Origin of the sequence: Methylopila henanensis (assembly GCF_042681025.1) — a bacterium.
Classification (GTDB): Bacteria; Pseudomonadota; Alphaproteobacteria; order Rhizobiales; family Methylopilaceae; genus Methylopila; species Methylopila henanensis.
On the sequence record NZ_JBHUER010000010.1, the window covers coordinates 420,440 to 437,766 of the forward strand.

Genomic DNA, 17,327 nt, shown 5'->3' on the forward strand with positions numbered 1-17,327 from the left:
GCGGAAGCCGGAGCTTTCACGTGGATGCGCAGAGAACGCAGGGACGCCTTGGCCCGTCTTCTCCTTCGTTTCCTCCACCAAAGACGGACTCATTGGCCCGACCCGGCGCGTCTGATCGCGCTCTATTTGGTATGTGGAATTTGGTATGCCAAAAACAGGAGGGCGTCAAGCGCGAACAGGACAAGACGCCGCAGGGGCGCCGGCCCTCCGCGTCGAATGTCAGGGCGTCTCGCCGTGTGTCCGGGTGCGCGGCGCCCGCGGCCCGTCAGGCCGTCCGCGCCAGCGCCTGAAGCGCGCCAACCCGCGCCGCGGCGCGCTCGTGACGGGTCGCGGGGGCCAGGGCGGGATCGGCGTCGCCGTCGCGGGCCGCGCGCTTCACCGCAACGAGCCGGGGATCGCCGAACTGGTCGAGCAGGTCCTGGAACGCCGCATGCCGCTCGGCGTCGAAGGCGTGGGGAACGCCGTCGGGCTTCCGGGCCGGATGGGGCGGCGCGAAGCCGCCGCAGGGGACCAGTCCCTTCGGCGCCGGCACGTTGGCGCCGTGGGTGCGCCCGGTCTTCATCAGCTTCGGCAGCAGATGGGTGTGCGGCCCGGGCGGGCTGAACGTCCCGTCCATGGGAATCGGCTGGAACACCTCGACGCGCCCGAAGCGCGTGACGAACACCCGGTGCGGCTGGGCGCGGAAGATCGCGCCCATGACCGCGCTCCCCTCCCCGAACAGCGACTTGCCCTCCGCCGCCCGCAGCGCGTCGATCAGGGCTTTGTCCGTGGTGCGGATCAGGGCGTCCATCTGCAGGCGCGCGAGGCCGAGGTCGAACAGCACGCCGTCGCGGTCGTCGGCGCGCACGGCCTCGCGGTCCGGCCCGAGCTCCGTCAACACGGCGCGGCGGTTGAGGGCGCAGGCCTTGCGCGGCAGGCACAGCGCCACATGCTGGCTCCAGCTTCTGGCGCGGCTCATGGCGCCCTCATAGGCGAAGAGCGTCAGATCCTCGCTCGGCTCCAGCCGGATAGCGCCGCGGGCGGTGAAGGCCGCAAGGCCGCGGCCGTCGGGAAAGGCCGCCGGCTCGTCCGGATCGCGCGAGAATTCGGCGACGACGCCGAAGGTTCCCATGTGCCAGTGGGTGTCGGCGCAGGCGAGGCGCGCTTCCAGCAGCGAGGCGACGTCGGTCACGGGCTTCTCCTTCAGGCGTCGTCGGGGGCGAGGCGCCGCCATGGCGCGATCAGCGGTTCGCCGCCGGCCTCCGCGCGCGCCAGCGTGACCCCATAGGCCTCGGCCGCGGCGGCGTCGGTCAGCACCTCGGACGGCCGGCCGTCGCCGAGGATGCGGCCGCCCGCCATCAGGATCAGGCGGTCGCAAAACCGGCTCGCCAGCGTCAGATCATGCAGCACCACCACCACGCCCATGCCCCGGCGGGCGGCGGCGCGAAGCCGCTCCATCAGGCCGAGCTGGTGGGCGGGGTCGAGCGCCGCGGCGGGCTCGTCGGCCAGCAGCCACTCGCCTTCCACCGCGAAGGCGCGGGCGAGCAGCACCCGGGCGCGCTCGCCGCCGGACAGCTCTCGCATCAGCCGGCCGCGAAAGGCCTCGGCGTCGGCCGCGCGCAGCGCCCGGTCCACCGCCGCGGCGTCGCTTGCGAGCGCGGCGCGGCCGAAACCGCGATGGGGCAGCCGGCCCAGCGCGACCACGTGCTCGGCCCTGAGCGGCCAATGCGCCTCCGCGGTCTGCTCGAGATAGGCGAGCCTCTTCGCGAAGGCCCGGCGGCCAATCTGCGCAAGCGTCCGGCCGTCGTAGAGCGTCTCGCCCCCGTCCGGCGTCCGGAGCCCCGCAAGCGCCCGGAACAGCGTGGTCTTGCCGGCGCCGTTCGGCCCGATCAGGCCGACGAACGCGCCGGGCTTCAGGTTCAGCGACACCCGGTCGACCCGCGCCATGCCGCCGAGCCGCACCGTGAGGTCGCGCGCGGCGATCTCCATCACGCCTCCCGCCTGAGGCGCCACAGCAGCGACAGGAAGAACGGCGCGCCGATCAGCGCCGTGACCACGCCGAGCTTCAGCTCCGGCCGCACGCCGATGGCGCGCACGGCGATGTCGGCGCCCAGCACCAGAACCGCGCCGCCGAGCCCGCTCGCGAGCAGCAGCCGGCCGGGACGCCCGCCCACCAGCGGGCGCAGGATGTGGGGAACCACCAGCCCGACGAAGCCGACCGCCCCGGTCACCGCCACCGTCGCGCCGACGCTGAGCGCCGTGCCGATCACCAGCATGGCCCTGACGCGGCCCATGTGGAAACCGAGGCTGGTCGCGGTGTCCTCGCCCAGCGTCAGCGCGTCGAGCGCCGGGCCGCAGGCGAGGATCAGCCCCCAGCCGACGACGAGCAGCGGCAGGATGAGGGTGACATGGGCCATGCTGCGGTCCGCCAGCGAACCCATCAGCCAGAACATCACCTCCAGCGCGGCGTAGGGGTTCGGCGACAGGTTGAGCGCGAGCGAGGTCAGCGCGCCGGCGAGGCTGTTGATGGCGACGCCGGCGAGGATCAGCGTCATGGTGGCGGAGCCGCGGCCGGCGAGGCCGTAGAGCGCGGCGACGGCGAGCGCGGCGCCGAGCACGCCGCCGACGGGCAGCGCCAGCGCGAAGGCCGAGGACAGGCCGGAATAGAAGGCCAGCACCGCGCCGAGCGCCGCCGCGCCAGAGACGCCGATGACGCCGGCGTCGGCGAGCGGATTGCGCAGCAGCCCCTGCATGGCGGCGCCCGCCAGGCCGAGGCTGAAGCCGGCGAGGGCGCCCATCAGCGCCCGCGGCAGGCGCAGCTCCGTGAACACCAAAGCCTCGAGCGAGGCGTGGCCCGCGAGGGCGTCGGCCATCGCCCGGCCGAGATCGAGCGGCGCGTAGCCGATGGCGAGCGAGGCGGCGAAGGCCGCGAGCCCGACCGCCGCGAGCCCGGCCAGCAGCAGGCCGTGGCGGGAAATCCGCGCGGCGCGTCCTTCGGCGGGGACCGCGCTCATCGCGGCGCCTCCGCCGCGTCCGCCAGGATGTCGAAGGCGTCGGCGAGGCTGGGGCCGGCGCAGGTCCAGAGCTTCGGCGGCACGCGGGCGACCTTCACCCGGTCGCCGAGGCGCAGCAGCGCCGGATGCCGCAGCATCTCGGTCGCCATGGCCGGCGGCCCGGCGCGGTCGCCGTCCACGATCAGAAGGTCGATCCCCTTGGCGATCACCAGCTCCAGCGGCAGCTGGCCGTAATGGTCGAGCTCGAGCTCCGCCACCACGTTGACGAGCCCCGCCCGGCGCATCAGCTCGTCGGTCAGCGAGCCCGGCCCAGCGCTGAAGCCGTTCGGCCGCAGCACCGCCGCCCTCAGCTTCGGCTCCCGCGCCGCCACGGCGCGCGAAAGACGGCGGTCGAGCTCCGCGATCATGGCCTCGCCGCGGTCCACATGGCCGATCGCCTGCGCCACGCGGCGGATCTCCTCGCGCACGCCGTCGAGCGTGCGGGGCGCGTCCGCGTCCACCACGGGCACGCCGATGCGCCGGAGCACGGCGACCGACTGCCGGGAGGTGTAGCGGCCGGCGAGCACCAGGTCGGGCCTCAGCCCGATCACCTGCTCGGCGAAGCCGTGGGTCGCCGGAATGCCCCGCACCTCGTCCGCGACGTTGGAGCCGGCGGACAGGGTGGACAGCCACGTCACCCCCGCCGCCTGCGACCGGTCGCCGAGCCGGATCAGAAGCTCGTCGGTGCAGAGGTTGATGGAGACGACGCGCGCGGGGGCCGGCGCGGCCGCGGCCGGCGCGGCGGCGAAGAGGCCAAGCGCCGACAGCGCCCCCGCCAGCGCGCGCAGGCGCTCAGCCATGGCGAAAGCCCCTGCCCTGTTCGTCGATCGCCTCCGCCGGCCGGCCGAGCCAGCGCTTCGCGATCGCGCGCCATGTGGCGAGGCGCGAGAAGTCCGGCGTCCCGGCGAGGCTGTCGTCGTCCTCGATGAAGGGATTGGGAAAGAAGATCGAGATCATCGGCTCGCCGGCGCCGTTCCACATCTCGAAGCCCCAGGTCACCGGCTTGCCGTCCGCGCCGTAGCCGCGGAAGAGCTGCGCCTTCGACGGCTTGCGCCGCTTCGTCAGCTCGGCCGAGACCGGAAACCGCTCGGAGCCCCGGTTCTCGCCGATGCAGAGGTGGAAGTGGCCGCCTGAGCCGAACATGACGGTGAGATAGCCGTCCGTAAGCCCGATCTTCTCGGGCGCGGCGGGACACTTCCACTCATAGGCCGCGCCCTCGATCAGCGGGCCGAAGCGGATGCCCCGCCAATGGTTCTCGAACACGTCGCGCAGGAAGGCCTCCAGCGTCGGCTCCTCCGCCGGCAGCGACCAGATCTCGCGCTTCGGCGCTCCGTCGTCGCCGCGGACGGTTTCGGTGGGGGCGCGGGGCGTCAGGGGTTCGAGAACGATCATGCCGATGCCTCACCGGAGAATGGGGGGAGATCGCCCGGCGCGCCGGGCGATCCGGTCGTAGGTCAGAACGAGACCTTGAGGCCGCCATAGGCGGCGCGGCCCGGCGTGTTGTAGGTGAAGACCTCCTCGTACTTCTTGTCGAAGAGGTTCTCGATGCGGCCGTAGACTTCCGTGTTCGCGTGGATCTTGTACGACCCCGCCACGTTGACGAGCGTGTAGGCTTTCAGGCCGATGGTCTCGCGCCACGGCGCGGCGTTGAGGAAACGGTAGTCCTTCTGCCTGCCGTTGTAGACGAGGCCGGCGTTCACGTTGGCCTTGCCGTCGAGGAAGACGTAGTTGGCGTTCAGGCTGCCGATATGGCGCGGGCGCCGCACGAGCTGGTCGCCGTTCGGGTCGTCGCCGTCCGAATAGGTGTAGGCGGCGCGGATCGACAGGCCCTCGACCGGGCGAACGGTCAGGCCGAGCTCGACGCCCTTGATGCGCGACGTGCCGGGGAGATTGACCGGCGTGCTCCTGCCGCTCGCCGCGTCATAGGCGCTGGAGATCAGATCGCTGACGCGCTGCTGGAAGTAGGTCGCGTCGGCGACGATCTGGTCGCCCCACAGCGGCTGGTCGAAGCCGACGTCCCAGCCGCGGGTCTTCTCCGGCGTCAGATCGGAGTTGCCGCGGAAGTCGCCATAGAAACCGTAAAGCTCGAGCAGCGTCGGGTTCTTGACGCCGGTTCCGAACGAGGCGCGCAGCTTCGTGCCGGTCCGGGCGAAGGTGTAGGCGCTCGCGAGACGGTAGGTGGTCTCGTCCTTGAACCGCTCGTTGAAGTCGTGGCGCAGGCTTCCGGTTACGAACAGGCTGTCGAACAATCCGATCTGGTGCTGCGCCACAAGCCCGGAATTGACGATCGACTTCCGCACCGGCCCGCTCGTCCCGAAGGGCGGCTCCTGATAGATGCTCCTGCTGACGATGTGGTCGCGCTGGCTGTCCGCGCCGAAGGTCAGCACATGGGTCGCCGGCAGGCCGCCTTCGGTCGAGAAGCGGTAGTTCGTCTGGTAGTCGATCTTCGCCATCTCGCCGAGGGTCGACGACGTCCGGACGTCGTCGACGTCGTAGTTGCGGCGGTCCTGGTTGGTGTAGGACAATCCGAGCACATGGTCCCACGCGCCCTCCAGCAGCGTGGCCTTGCCCTGCACGCGCCCGAAGAACTGCTGGCCTCGCTCGCGATCGCCGCTCTCGACCGACGCGCTGTAGGACGGGTCCGCCAGCGGGCTTCCAAACCCGTCGCGGTCGGCCCGGAAACCGGTGTAACGGGCCACGCCGGTGACCTCGAACATGTCGCTCGGCCGCACCGAGACCTTCGCCAGCGCCGTGCCGCTCTCGTAGCCGTCGCGGTCGCGGAACCCGGCGTTCCAGGCGTCCCGGCTCTTGGCGATGGAGATCCCATCGGCGTGGAACATCTGGGTGGCGAACAGATAGTCGTAGGCCTCGTCTCCGCCGGAGACGGCGGCCGAACCGTTGAGCGTCCCGAACGAGCCGCCTTCGACCTGTCCGCGGAAGGACGGCTTGCCGTCGCCCTTGCGGGTGACGATGTTCACCACGCCGCCCGCGGCGTCGGAGCCGTAGAGCGCGCTCTGGGGGCCGCGCAGCACGTCGACGCGGTCGACCTCCAGCGCCAGCAGATTGGCGAAATCGAACTCGCCGCTCATGCCCGGATCATTCATTTCGATCCCGTCGATCAGCACAAGCGTTTGGTTGCCTTCGGAGCCGCGGATGCGGATCTGGGTCAGCGCGCCCACCGGGCCGGTGCGGTTGACGGCGACGCCCGGCATCTCGCGCAACACATCGGAGACGACGCGGATCTGGCGCTTCTCCAGCTCCTCGCCCGAGATCGAGGAGACCGCGCTGCCGATCGCGGCCTGCGGGCCCTCGACGCGGTTGGCGGTGACGGAGACTTCTTCGAGCGCGGTCGCCTCGTCCGCGGCGGGCGCCTGGGCGAAAACGGGCGTCGTCAGGGCGACGGAAACGGCGGCGAGCGCGGCGGCGCCCCTGAGAGAGGAAGGCAGGTCAGACATCGGGACCCCAAGCGGGACGAGTGGCACGTCACCGCGAACCCGAAGCCTCCCCGATCATGCGCGCATGACGCCCGCCCGACGGTTCGCCCACCATCGAGACACCCCGCCCGACGCGTTCGCGTGTGACCACACGGCTGACGGCAGGTCTCCTGGCTCACGGGTCCCTGCGGCTCCGTCGCCTTCCCAGATCCGGAGATCCAGTGGCCGATGACGAAGTCGCTCGCCGTTCACAGTAGCGGGGGCTGCCGCGGCCTGAGGTCGAGCGACCCGCACCGCGTTCCCTTTTGATCCCCGAGGGGAACCGTCGCGCGGACGCTAGGGCGGGACCGTGGCGAGGGTCAATATGGCGAAAGGCGCGGGCGCCCCGCAGACGACGCGCCCGCGCCTTTCATGTCACACCGCTCCGCGCCCTGGAGCGGGGGCCCTCACCAGCGGTACTTCACGCCGGCGTAGACCGCGCGGCCGGTCCCCGGCTCGTAGAGCGGCATGTTGGAAGTGGCGCGATCGATGATGCTGGCGCTCGAGATGTATTTCTTGTCCAGCAGATTCCGCCCTTCCACATAGGCCGAAAGGGCGCCGCCGGCGTCGTAGCCCGCCTTGGCGCCCAGCAACGCGTAGGCCTTGGTCTTCTGCGTGTTGGCGCTGTCGACGTAATAGGCTTCAGGTACCCATTCGAGGTTCGGTCCGGTGTAGAAGCCCTTCGGGTGCTTGTAGAGCAGCTCGGCGCGCACATAATGCCGCGGCGCTCCCGGCAGCTCGTTGTCGCCGAACTGGCTGTCGCCGTCGAAGCGGAAGTCGTTGAACGTGTAGGCGAGGTTGAGCCACAGCTTGTCGACCTCCGCCGGGGAACGAGCGTCACCCTTGGTGACGAGGCCACTGTCGCCGCCCTTCACGAATAGCCCTTTCCAGATGGCGGCGCCGAAGCCTATCTCGACGCCCTGATGCACGGTCTTGTCGGCGTTCACGACCCGGCAATTGCCGAAATCCGAATAGAGGCACTGGAACTCGTCCTTGATCTCCATCCGGTAGACCGCGACGTCCCAGGTGACGTCCTCGCGCGCGCCGCGCGTGCCGATCTCGTAGGTCCAGGCCTTCTGCGGCTTCGCCAGCGCCGCCCCGGCGAAGCTGTTCTCGCCGTAGCTCGGAACCTCGACCGAGCGCGAGATGTTGGCGAAGGCCTGCCATGTGGGGTCGATGTTCCAGAGCACGCCGAACTTGGGGCTGAACTCGGAGAAGCTCTTGGAGCCGGAGTCATCCTTCTGCGTGTCGGACGGGTTGTAGAGCGCGTCGTCGAAGAAGCGGTCCTTCTGGGCGCGCTTGGCGTGGAGAAACTGGAGGCCGGTCACCACGCCAACGGTCGGGGCCACGAAGAAGGTGTTCTCGGCGTAGGCCGAGACGTTCTTCGAGGTCTGTTCGGCGTCGAAGCGCTTGCCGCCCTTGTCGCCGCCGAGATTCTGATACTGGCGGGCGTCGTTCTCGCCGTTGTGGAGGTTGACGCCCGCCACCAGCCGATTGGCGTGGCCGGCGATCTCGCGCTCGTCGGTCGCGCGGGCGAAGCCGCCATAGTCGAAATACTTGTAGTCGAGCCACTGGAAGATCGGGTGCCGCAGGTGGCGGTCGACAACGAAGGCTCCGACGTCGAGCGTCGTGGTGTCGGCGATGCGGAAGGTCGTCTTGTTGGCGAAGCGTAGCGTGTCGAGGTTGCGCTCGTAATCCTGAGCGAGATTGCCGGCGTTGGCCCGCTTCGGGTTCTTCAGCGCCTGTTCGCGGGTGACCGCGCCCGGAATGTTCTGATCCACCGTGTTGGCGTTGAGGTAGAACCGCGTCTCCACGCCCTCGGACAACCGGTAGCCGATATTGGCGCTCACGCGGGCGGCGTCGCCGCTGCTGTGATCCCGGAACCCGTCCGCGCGCTGCCAGGAGCCGGTGATGAAATAGTCCGCGTTTCCGTGGACGCCGCCCGAGCTCGCCTGCGTGCGGACATGGCCGAAGGAGCCCAGGTCGATCCCGACCTGAGCGACGCTCGCGAGCGGATCGCGCCCCGTCGCGGTGACGAAGTTTACGGCGCCGCCGATGGCGTTCGCGCCGAACCGCAGCGCGTTCGCGCCCTTGTAGACCTCGATCATGCGGTAGGCGGACGGGTCGATCTCCTGGAAATCGCCGTAGCCGTCGGCCGTGTTGATCGGGATTCCGTCCATGTAGAGCTGGACGCCGCGCAGGTGGAAGTTGCGCGACAGGCCGGAGCCGCGGATCGAGAGCCGGGTGTCGTCGCCCCATTTGGGCTGGGCGAACACGCCGGGCGTGTAGTCGAGCGCGTCCTTGATCGTGAGGGCGGGCGTCGTGCGCTTGTAGGTTTCGGCGTCGATCACCTCGACGGCGCCGGGCGTGCGCTCGATTTCCGCGCGGCGCAGGTCGAGCGAGGGCGAGGTGAGGCTGCCGCCGGCGTCGCCGCGGCCTTCGACGTCGATGCCGGGCAGCGCGATGGCGGCCTCGGCGTCGGCCTTCGGGGACTGGGCGTGGGCCGGGGTGAGGAAAGCGGCGCAGGACAGCGCGACGCCCGCAAGGCGTGCGGACCGGGACATGGGAAACTCCGAGAACGGGAAGGCGTGAGGACGATCGGGGCCGGAACGGTCAGCCGAACCGCGGCGGCGCCCTCGGCGTCCTCAGCCTCCTGTCCCGCGCCGGCCTCGGAGGCGGCGCGGCCGCCCGCGCGCCGGCGCCGGCGAACCGCTCGACGTCGAGCGCGAGCGTGAGGACGGTCGCGTCGGGCGGGCCGAAGGCCACGCCGGTCCAGCACCCGACCGCGCAGCAGCCGGCGGGCTTGCCGGGCGCGTCGCCGCGGTCGGCCAGACCGCCGTCCACCGACGCTCCGGAGCACAGCACATGGCCGCCGGCGTCTGGCGCCGACACGCGCATGTCGGCCGCGAACACCGCCTGCAGGATGAGCGCGTAGGCGAGCGCGACCGCCGCGATGAGGCGGGGCGGCCGGGTCATCGCCTGATGTCCACGTCGGCCGAGAGGCGCACCATCTCGAAGTCCGAGACGAGGATGTCGAGCCGCGCCTGCCAGCGCCCCGGCGCGGGGATCACGAGCCCGTCGACGCGCCACGTGCCGTCGCCGGGCTTCACCGCCGCGCGCCGGATCGGCTCGATCCCCGCCGCGGGGTTCGACAGCGCGACGGTGAGTTCCTTCGCGTCGAGCGGGCCGAAGTCGCCGGTCATGATCACGATCGAGACCGTCACCGGACCCGCGCGGCCCGGCGCGATCGTGACGTCGGCCATGGCCTTGTCGGTGTGGATGTGGAACGCCGCCGGCTCGGCCGCGGCGACCGCCAGCACGCGCGGCGGCGGCGTGAAGCGCCAGAGCGCCGCGACGCCGAGGATCGCGGCGACGAGCCCGATCTCGACGGCGATCGCCCGCGCGAGGTTCCGCCGGGCCTGCCGGGAGCCGCTCTCGGCCGCTCCGGTCAGCCGCCAGCGGTTCAGCGCGGCGAGCGCGAACAGACCCGCGAGCAGCGCGGCCTTGGCGAGCAGCACCCGCCCATACGCGGTCTCGACCAGCGCGGCCGCGCTTTCGAGCTGGATCGCGGCGAGGGTCAGTCCGCTGAGCACGAGCGGAAGCAGCGCGAACGGGACGACGCGCGAGAAGCGCCGCAGCGCGTCGAGCGCGCCAGCGCCCTCGCGAGCGAGCGCCAGCCCGAGCGGGGCCAGCGCGCCGGCCCAGAACGCGACGCCGGCGCCGTGGAGGAAGACCATCGGCCGCGTCAGCGCCTGCGGCGACGCGGCGGCGGCGTGGCCGCTCGCCGCGAGCGCGAGGCCGACGCCTAAGAGCGCCGCGGCCGACAGCGCGCGGGCCGGGAGGCCGCGAGCCCGGAGCGACGCCAGCCCCAGCCCCAGCGCCGCCATGGCGAGCGTCGCCGTGCGGGCGTAGCTGGTGGCCCAGCCCGTGGTCCAGGCGAGCGGGTTCCCGAGCGCGTCGAGCGAGGCCCCGAGCGCGTCGAGGCCCTGCAGGCCAAGCGACAGCGGCGCGGCGACCACGCCCGCCGCCATCGCCGCGGCCGCGACGCGCGCGCCGGACCGCGAAGGGCCGCCGATCCAGGCGACCGCGAAGGCTCCGCCGACGCCGAAGAACAGCGCCGCATAGAGCGCGACCTTCGCGGCCCAGATCGCGGCGCGGAGCGCCTCGTCCACGGCCTCCGCCTCCGGCGCGCCGGAGGCGCTCGGCGCGCCGATGGAGAAGGCGACGGTTCCGCCGACCGGGTGCCCGTCCTCGGACACCACCCGCCAGCTCAGCGCGTAGGTGCCGGAGGTAAGCCCCGCCGGAGGCTCGATCTCGAGCGTCGTCCCTTTCACGGCGAAGCGCTTCAGCGTCTCGGCTCCGCCGTCCGGCGCGATCAGCCGGAGCGCGATCGGCGACACCGGCTCGCTGAAGACGAGCGCGAGGCGCGACGGCGCCGCGGCCGAGACGGAGCCGTCGGCGGGCTCGGCGCGGACGAGGCTCGCATGGGCGAAGGCGGCGGACGCCGAGACGAGCAGGAGCACGGCGGCGACAGCGTAAGCCGCCGCGCGATCCCGCATGCGCGCGAGAACTCCCGCGCCTGTCCCGGCGATGCGCCGCATCCGCCCCGCCTCAGCGCGCCGGCAGCAGCTTCAGCGCCGGGGCCGGCGCCTCAAGCTCGCTCGCGGGCGCGCCCGCGGCCGGGATCTCGATCCACCGCGCGGCGGCGCCGCCCGGGCATTCCTGCACCACGGGAAAATAGAGCGGCGCCTCCGTGTTCAGGTCCTTGGTCAGGAAGCCCTGCAACACGAACTCGTCGTAGAACGCGTCCGGCAGCTCGCCCCCGCTCCACACCACCTCGGTCACGCCCTCGGTCAGGGTGACGCCGTGGTAATAGGGATAGGCCCTGGCGTATTTGCCGGTCACGGTCTCCAGCTTCCAGCCGGGCTTCGGCATCGGCTTCACGCCGATGACGCCCTCCGGAATCTTCACGCGCACCACGTTGGTCGGCGCGCCCTTGCAGCCGTGCGGCACCTTGAACACGGCCTTGTAGGACGCGCCGACCGGCGCCTCGCGGGTTTCGAGCGTGACATGGGCGGAGGCCGCGGTGGCGAAGGCGGCGAGCGCGGCGCCGATGACGATGGTCTTCATGGATCTCGTTTTCCTGTTCGGTCGCGCGACGGCGCGGACCGCGCCGCTTGAGCGACGACAGCGTCGGAGCGGGCGCGACGCAGGCGGTCGCGGCCGGACGGGGCGTAAAGGCTCGGGGATGCGCCGGCGCGCGCGGACGATCGCGTTAAGCCAGGCGTCAGGGGCGCAGGAACGGCCTGCCGGGCCGGGTCAGGCCGCGGCGGGAGGCGCTCGCGCGGCGCCGGGCGAGCGCTCCGGCGCGCCTGAGGCCGCCGCAAAAAACGCGGCCGGCCGGGCGGCCTCGGAGAACGCGGGCTGCGGCCGGACGTAGGCCACGTCGGGCGCGGGCGCGGCGCCGCCGCCGAACATGGCGCAGCCGTTGACGCAGCAATCGGGGAGCGCGTGACGCCCGGCCGGATCGGCCGGTCCGTCGTCGGCGGCGCCCGAGGGCGCGCAGAGCACGTGCGGCAGGCCGCCGGCGGTCCACGGCGAGGCCGAGGCTCCGAGCGTGAGGCCGATCAGCGCCGCCTGGACGACGAGCAGGTAGGCGGCCAGAACCGCCCCCCATGTCCGCCGTCGGCCGCGCCTGCCCGCCACGATCTTTCCCCGCATTCGCCCCGTTCCGGACCCATATCAGGCCGCGGCGCCGGTGGAAACGGCGGAAGCCCGCGACCTGACGCCTATGTCCGGCCTCACTCCACCGCTTCGACGGGGAGCGTGCGGAAGCCCGCGGCGGGATGGCGGGCCGGAAGCCGCGGGCCGCCGCCGGTGAGCTTCTCCCTGAGCGTGCCGGGGGCGTAGGCGCGCTTGTAGCGGCCGCGGCGCTGCAGTTCCGGCACCACATGCTCCGCGACGTCCTCGAAGCTCTCCGGCGCGACCGCCGCGGCGAGGTTGAAGCCGTCGACGCCCGTGGCCGCGATCCAGCTCTCCATCAGGTCGGCGACGGTCGACGGCGCGCCGACGAAGACCGGGCCGACGCCGCCGACGCCCACGTGCTCGGCGACCTCGCGCACGGTCCAGACCCGCGAGGGGTCGGCGCGGGTGATGTTCTCCATGGCCGAGCGTCCGGCCTCGGTCCGCACATGCGTCACCGTCTGGTCCAGCCCGTAGGACGAGAAGTCGACCCCGGTCCAGCCGGACATGAGCGTGAGCGCCCCTTCGTGGCTGACGTAGCGGCGGTAGTCCGCGAGCTTGGCCTCGGCGGCGGCGTCGGTCGGCCCGGTGACGACGGTCGCGAGCGCGAAGATGGTGATCGCCGCGGGGTCGCGGCCCGCCTCCGCCGCGAGCCGGCGGATGTCGGCCACGCGCGGCGCGATCGCCCGCGCGCTCGGGCCCGACACGAAGACGCATTCCGCGTGGCGCGCCGCGAACACGCGGCCGGCGGGCGAGCTGCCGGCCTGATACAGCACCGGCGTCCGCTGCGGCGAGGGCTGGGACAGATGCACGGCGTCGACCGAGACATGCGCGCCGCGGTAGCGCGCGGGCCGCACCCGAGAGGGCTCGGTGAACACGCCGCGCGCCCGGTCGCGCACCACGGCGTCGTCGTCCCAGCTCCCTTCCCAGAGGCTGTAGACGACGTCCATGTACTCCTCGGCGACCGCGTAGCGCTCGTCGTGGCCACGCTGCCGCGCGAGGCCCGCCGCCCGCGCGGCGCTGTCGAGATAGCCCGTCACCACGTTCCAGCCGACCCGCCCGTCGGTAAGGTGATCGAGCGTGGACATCCGGCGCGCGAACGGAAACGCCGGCTCGTAGCTGAGGTTGGAGGTGACGCCGAAGCCGAGATGCGTGGTCGCCGCGGCCATGGCGGGAACCAGCAGCGAGGGGTCGTTCGAGGGGATCTGCGTGCCGTGGCGCAGCGCGGCGTCGGGCGAGCCGCCATAGACATCGTAGGCTCCGAGCACGTCGGCGAGGAACAGGCCGTCGAACAGCCCCGCCTCGAGCGTCTTCGCAAGCTCCATCCAGTAGCCGAGCCGGTTGAACTCGGCCGACCGGTCGCGCGGGTGCCTCCACAGGCCGGGCGACTGGTGGCCGACCGCGTTCATGCTGAACGCGTTGAGCCGGATCTCGCGCTTCGGCTTCGGACGTCCGGTCATCGGCGGGCCCTCACGCGGCGCACGGCGAGATCGCCGGCGAACTGCACGGCGCAGACGAGCGCGATCAGCACCGCGATCACGGCGGCCATGACGGTGGTGTCGAAGCGCTGGTAGCCGTAGCGCATGGCGACGTCGCCGAGCCCGCCCGCGCCGACCGCGCCCGCCATGGCCGAGGCGCCGATCATGGTGACGACGGTCACCGTGAAGCCGCCGATGAGGCCCGGCAGCGCCTCCGGGATCAGCACGTGGCGGACGATGTCGCGCCGGCGGCAGCCCATCGCCTGAGCGGCTTCGATCAGCCCGCGGTCGACCTCGCGCAGCGACACCTCCGCGATGCGGGCGAAGAACGGGGTCGCCGAGACCGACAGCGGCACGATCGCGGCCCAGACGCCGATCGTGGTGCCGGTGATCAGCCTCGTGAACGGGATCAGCGCGACCAGCAGCACGATGAAGGGGGTCGCGCGGAAGCCGTTGACGACCGCGCCCAGGACGCGGTGCAGCCGCGGCGCCGCCACGAGCCCGCCCGGCTGCGACAGCACCAGCAGCACCGCCAGCGGCACGCCGAGCGCCGCCGCGATCAGCGCCGAGACGCCGACCATCTGCACCGTGTCGAGCAGGGCCCGCCAGAGGCGGTCAATCATCTGAGGCGACATAGCCGAGCACCCGGGCGTTCGAAGGCAGGTCGAGGCGGCTGGACAGCGGCGACGCGGCGAGCAGCCGCCCCTGCGTGTGGCCGCCGATGCGGTCGAGCTCCGCGGACAGGACGCGCGCGCCGGGCCCGAGGCCCGCGGCGGCCGCGGCGAGGTCGACCTCGCGCTCGCCCGTGAAGCGGAGCTCCACCAGCGCCTCGCCGCGTGAGGGACGCTCGCTCGTCACGCGGGCCGCGACGTCCTCCGGCAGGCCGTGCGAGAGCGGGCGCAGCAGCGCGAGCGTCGCCGGATGCCGCGGATCGCCGAACACGCGCCAGACCGGGCCGCGCTCGGCGACCTCGCCCTTCTCCAGCACCAGCACCTCGTCGCAAATCTCGCGGATCACGCTCATCTCGTGGGTGATCAGCATGATGGTGATGCCGAGGCGGCGGTTGATGTCCCTGAGCAGGTCGAGGATCGAGCGCGTCGTCTCCGGATCGAGCGCGGAGGTGGCCTCGTCGCAGAGCAGGATCTTGGGCCTCGGACCGAGCGCGCGCGCGATGCCGACGCGCTGCTTCTGCCCGCCGGACAGTTTTCCGGGATAGGCGTCGCGCTTGTCCTCGAGGCCGACGAGCGCCAGAACCTCGGCCACGCGCGCATCGATGTCCCGGCGTGGCCATCCCGCGACCTTCAGCGGCAGCGCGATGTTCTCGGCGACGGTCTTCGCCGACAGCAGGTTGAAGTGCTGGAAGATCATGCCGACACGGCGGCGGAGCGCGATCAGGCCCTCGCCCTCCAGCGCGCCGACGTCCTCGCCGTCGACGATCACCTGCCCCGTGGTCGGCGCCTCGAGTCGGTTGACGAGGCGCAGGAGGGTCGACTTGCCGGCGCCCGAACGGCCGATGACGCCGAAGATGCGCCCCTCCGGCGCCTCGACGTCGACGCCCCTGAGCGCCCCGACCTCGCCCTTCGGCGAGACGTAGGTCTTGCCGACGCCCCGGAACGAGATCGCCGGGCGCGGGGGCGCCGACGGGCTCGCGTCGATCGGCGCGGCGTGGCGCGGGACGGCCGGCGGCCGGGCGAGGGCCAGCGCCTCAGTCATCGAGCCAGGCGAGCGCGTAGAGCTTGGGATCGTCGGCGAAGGCCTTCGCGAGGATCGCCTTCACCTTGGGCGAGTTCTGATAGACCTTCACGAACCTGGCGAGGTCCGGATCGGCGACACGGTCCTTCTTCGCCACGAACAGGATCGCGAACTGCTTGTCCTCGATGCCGGAATAGATCAGCCCGCTGCGCGCGTCGAAGCTCTTCGACGCCACGATGAAGTGCGGGTAGCCGAGCGCGAGGTCGACGTCGCCGGTGACCCGCACGAGTTGCGGGCCCTCGACCTCGGTGAAGCGCAGGTTCTTGCGGTTCTCCACGATGTCGTCGAGCGAGCCGAGATAGCCGACGCCCTCCTTCAGCTTCACGAGCCCGGCCTTCTGCAGCAGCAGCAGGCCCCTGCCCTGGTTCACCGGGTCGTTGGCGATCGCGACCGTCCCGTCCTCAGGGATGTCGGCGAAGCTCTTATGCTTCAGCGAGTAGAGCCCGACGTTCGCGAGCGCGCCGACGCCGACGTCGGCGAAGTCGTAGCCGCGCTGCTCGATCGCCTTGTTCAGGAAGGGGCGGTGCTGGAAGTAGTTGAGGTCGATGTCGCCGGACTGAAGCGCGACGTTCGGCGTCGTCCAGTCCGTGAACTCGACCACCTCGACCTCAAGCCCCTGCGCCTTGGCCTCTTCGGCCGCCGCCGCGATCGAGTCGCCGTAGCCGCCCGGCACGGTGCCGACCTTGATCTTGCCGGCCGCGGCGGGAAGCGCCGTCAGCGCGGCGAGCGCCGCGACGGCCACGAAAAGAAGCTTCTTCATCGTCGTGTCCCGATTGGAGTTCGACATTGCGGCGACCCTCCGCGTCATGCCCGCGCCCTTTGCGCGGGCATGACGGCCGGCGTCGGGTCAGACCTGCGCCAGCAGCTCGGTGATCTTCACCTTCTCCGGCAGCACCTTGCGCTCGGTGAGCCAGTCGGCCGCCTCCTGCAGGCGCGAGACGAAGCCCTCGTCGGTGACGGGGTAGATCTCGTAGCGGCGCTTGAGCTTGAGGAAGTTCTCGCGCACGGCGTCGCCGTAGCGGGGCGGCGTGCCCTGCGCGATCTTCTCGGCGTCCTCCGAATTGGCGCTCGCCCAGTCGGCCTCGGCCTTGAAGGCGGCGTTGACCGCGCGGACGAGGTCGGCGTTCTCGGTCGCGAACTGCCGCCGGGTCAGCCAGGTCGTGAAGTCGATCTGGAAGTCGAGGTCGCGCTCCTCGAGAAAGATGTCGTGCGCCTTGTACTCGACGCGGGCGATGTCGACGCCCGGGCTCCACATCGACCAGGCGTCGACCTTGCCGGAGGCGAGCGCAGGCGCCGCGTCCGGCGGGTTGAGGTAGACGAAATTGACCTTGGAGCGGTCGATCCCGTTCTTCTCGAGCGCGGCCACCAGCAGGAACTCGCCGAGCCCGGAGCGGTTGACCGCGACCGACTTGCCGACGAGGTCCTTCACGCTGTCGATGCCGGAGCCGTCCTTGGCGATGATCGCGGTGGTGCGCGGCCGGTAGATCAGGAACTGGGTGAAGACGAGCGGCGAGCCCGCGATGATCGCGGCGAGCGCCGGCGTGGTGGAGCCGCCGAAGGAGAAGTCGGCGCTGTTGCCGGTGACCGCCTGCAGCGTCGGCGCGTGGTTCGGGAACGGACCGACCCACTCGACCTTGATGCCCTGGTCCTTGAGCGACTTCTCGAGCGCGCCGCGCTCCTTGGCGATGAGCGTCAGGCCGCCGGAGGGACCGAAGGTGAGCCGCACGGTGTCGGTGTTGCGGGACAGCGCCTCGCCGGACGTGAGCCCGAGCGCGAGCGCGCCGGCGCCGGCCGCGGAGGCGCCGAGGAAGGTGCGGCGCGAGAGATCGGAGAAGGACGACATTTCGAGG

Annotated in this window: 16 protein-coding genes and 1 riboswitch; all 16 genes read right to left on the reverse strand. The window is 71.9% G+C overall.

Annotated features, from left to right (window positions below):
- Positions 1–265: 265 nt before the first annotated feature.
- Positions 266–1,171, reverse strand: coding sequence for a DUF6925 family protein (locus ACFSCV_RS15095; protein ID WP_378800393.1), 906 nt, complete (start codon positions 1,169–1,171; stop codon positions 266–268).
- 11 nt (positions 1,172–1,182) lie between these two features.
- Entirely contained in the window at positions 1,183–1,968 is a 786-nt protein-coding gene (locus tag ACFSCV_RS15100) for an ABC transporter ATP-binding protein (RefSeq protein ID WP_378800394.1), read from the reverse strand.
- Positions 1,968–2,993 carry a FecCD family ABC transporter permease gene (locus ACFSCV_RS15105; protein WP_378800395.1) on the reverse strand — a complete coding sequence of 342 codons (1,026 nt, stop codon included), beginning with the start codon at positions 2,991–2,993 and terminating at the stop codon, positions 1,968–1,970. Before ACFSCV_RS15105 ends, ACFSCV_RS15100 begins: the two co-directional genes overlap by 1 nt.
- On the reverse strand, positions 2,990–3,832 hold the full coding sequence (locus ACFSCV_RS15110) for an ABC transporter substrate-binding protein (protein ID WP_378800396.1): 843 nt from the start codon (positions 3,830–3,832) through the stop codon (positions 2,990–2,992). The genes ACFSCV_RS15105 and ACFSCV_RS15110 overlap by 4 nt, the downstream gene beginning before the upstream one ends.
- The gene (locus ACFSCV_RS15115; RefSeq protein ID WP_378800397.1) at positions 3,825–4,424 is read right to left on the reverse strand and encodes a DUF7676 family protein; all 600 of its coding nucleotides are present in this window, start codon (positions 4,422–4,424) and stop codon (positions 3,825–3,827) included. The genes ACFSCV_RS15110 and ACFSCV_RS15115 overlap by 8 nt, the downstream gene beginning before the upstream one ends.
- 62 nt (positions 4,425–4,486) lie before the next feature.
- The gene (locus ACFSCV_RS15120; RefSeq protein WP_378800398.1) at positions 4,487–6,487 is read right to left on the reverse strand and encodes a TonB-dependent receptor plug domain-containing protein; all 2,001 of its coding nucleotides are present in this window, start codon (positions 6,485–6,487) and stop codon (positions 4,487–4,489) included.
- Positions 6,488–6,609: 122 nt separating this feature from the next.
- A riboswitch (cobalamin riboswitch) is annotated at positions 6,610–6,808 on the reverse strand.
- A 104-nt stretch (positions 6,809–6,912) separates the two neighbouring features.
- Entirely contained in the window at positions 6,913–9,069 is a 2,157-nt protein-coding gene (locus ACFSCV_RS15125; protein WP_378800399.1) for a TonB-dependent receptor family protein, read from the reverse strand.
- A gap of 49 nt (positions 9,070–9,118) precedes the next feature.
- Positions 9,119–9,481, reverse strand: a complete 363-nt coding sequence (locus tag ACFSCV_RS15130) for a hypothetical protein (RefSeq protein WP_378800400.1) — start codon at positions 9,479–9,481, stop codon at positions 9,119–9,121.
- On the reverse strand, positions 9,478–11,064 hold the full coding sequence (locus tag ACFSCV_RS15135; RefSeq protein WP_378800401.1) for a copper resistance CopC/CopD family protein: 1,587 nt from the start codon (positions 11,062–11,064) through the stop codon (positions 9,478–9,480). The genes ACFSCV_RS15130 and ACFSCV_RS15135 overlap by 4 nt, the downstream gene beginning before the upstream one ends.
- Positions 11,065–11,116: 52 nt before the next feature.
- The gene (locus ACFSCV_RS15140) at positions 11,117–11,635 is read right to left on the reverse strand and encodes a YcnI family protein (protein WP_378800402.1); all 519 of its coding nucleotides are present in this window, start codon (positions 11,633–11,635) and stop codon (positions 11,117–11,119) included.
- 189 nt (positions 11,636–11,824) lie between these two features.
- Complete coding sequence (locus ACFSCV_RS15145; protein ID WP_378800403.1) at positions 11,825–12,226, reverse strand: hypothetical protein; 402 nt, start codon at positions 12,224–12,226, stop codon at positions 11,825–11,827.
- 80 nt (positions 12,227–12,306) lie between these two features.
- Positions 12,307–13,707 (reverse strand): LLM class flavin-dependent oxidoreductase, encoded by a 1,401-nt coding sequence (locus ACFSCV_RS15150; protein ID WP_378800404.1) that lies wholly within the window; start codon positions 13,705–13,707, stop codon positions 12,307–12,309.
- Entirely contained in the window at positions 13,704–14,360 is a 657-nt protein-coding gene (locus ACFSCV_RS15155) for a methionine ABC transporter permease (RefSeq protein ID WP_378800405.1), read from the reverse strand. The genes ACFSCV_RS15150 and ACFSCV_RS15155 overlap by 4 nt, the downstream gene beginning before the upstream one ends.
- On the reverse strand, positions 14,341–15,438 hold the full coding sequence (locus ACFSCV_RS15160; RefSeq protein WP_378800406.1) for a methionine ABC transporter ATP-binding protein: 1,098 nt from the start codon (positions 15,436–15,438) through the stop codon (positions 14,341–14,343). Before ACFSCV_RS15160 ends, ACFSCV_RS15155 begins: the two co-directional genes overlap by 20 nt.
- Complete coding sequence (locus ACFSCV_RS15165) at positions 15,431–16,237, reverse strand: MetQ/NlpA family ABC transporter substrate-binding protein (protein WP_378800407.1); 807 nt, start codon at positions 16,235–16,237, stop codon at positions 15,431–15,433. Before ACFSCV_RS15165 ends, ACFSCV_RS15160 begins: the two co-directional genes overlap by 8 nt.
- 87 nt (positions 16,238–16,324) lie before the next feature.
- Positions 16,325–17,320: an NrtA/SsuA/CpmA family ABC transporter substrate-binding protein gene (locus ACFSCV_RS15170; RefSeq protein WP_378800408.1), complete on the reverse strand. Its 996-nt coding sequence runs from the start codon at positions 17,318–17,320 to the stop codon at positions 16,325–16,327.
- Positions 17,321–17,327: the final 7 nt, after the last annotated feature.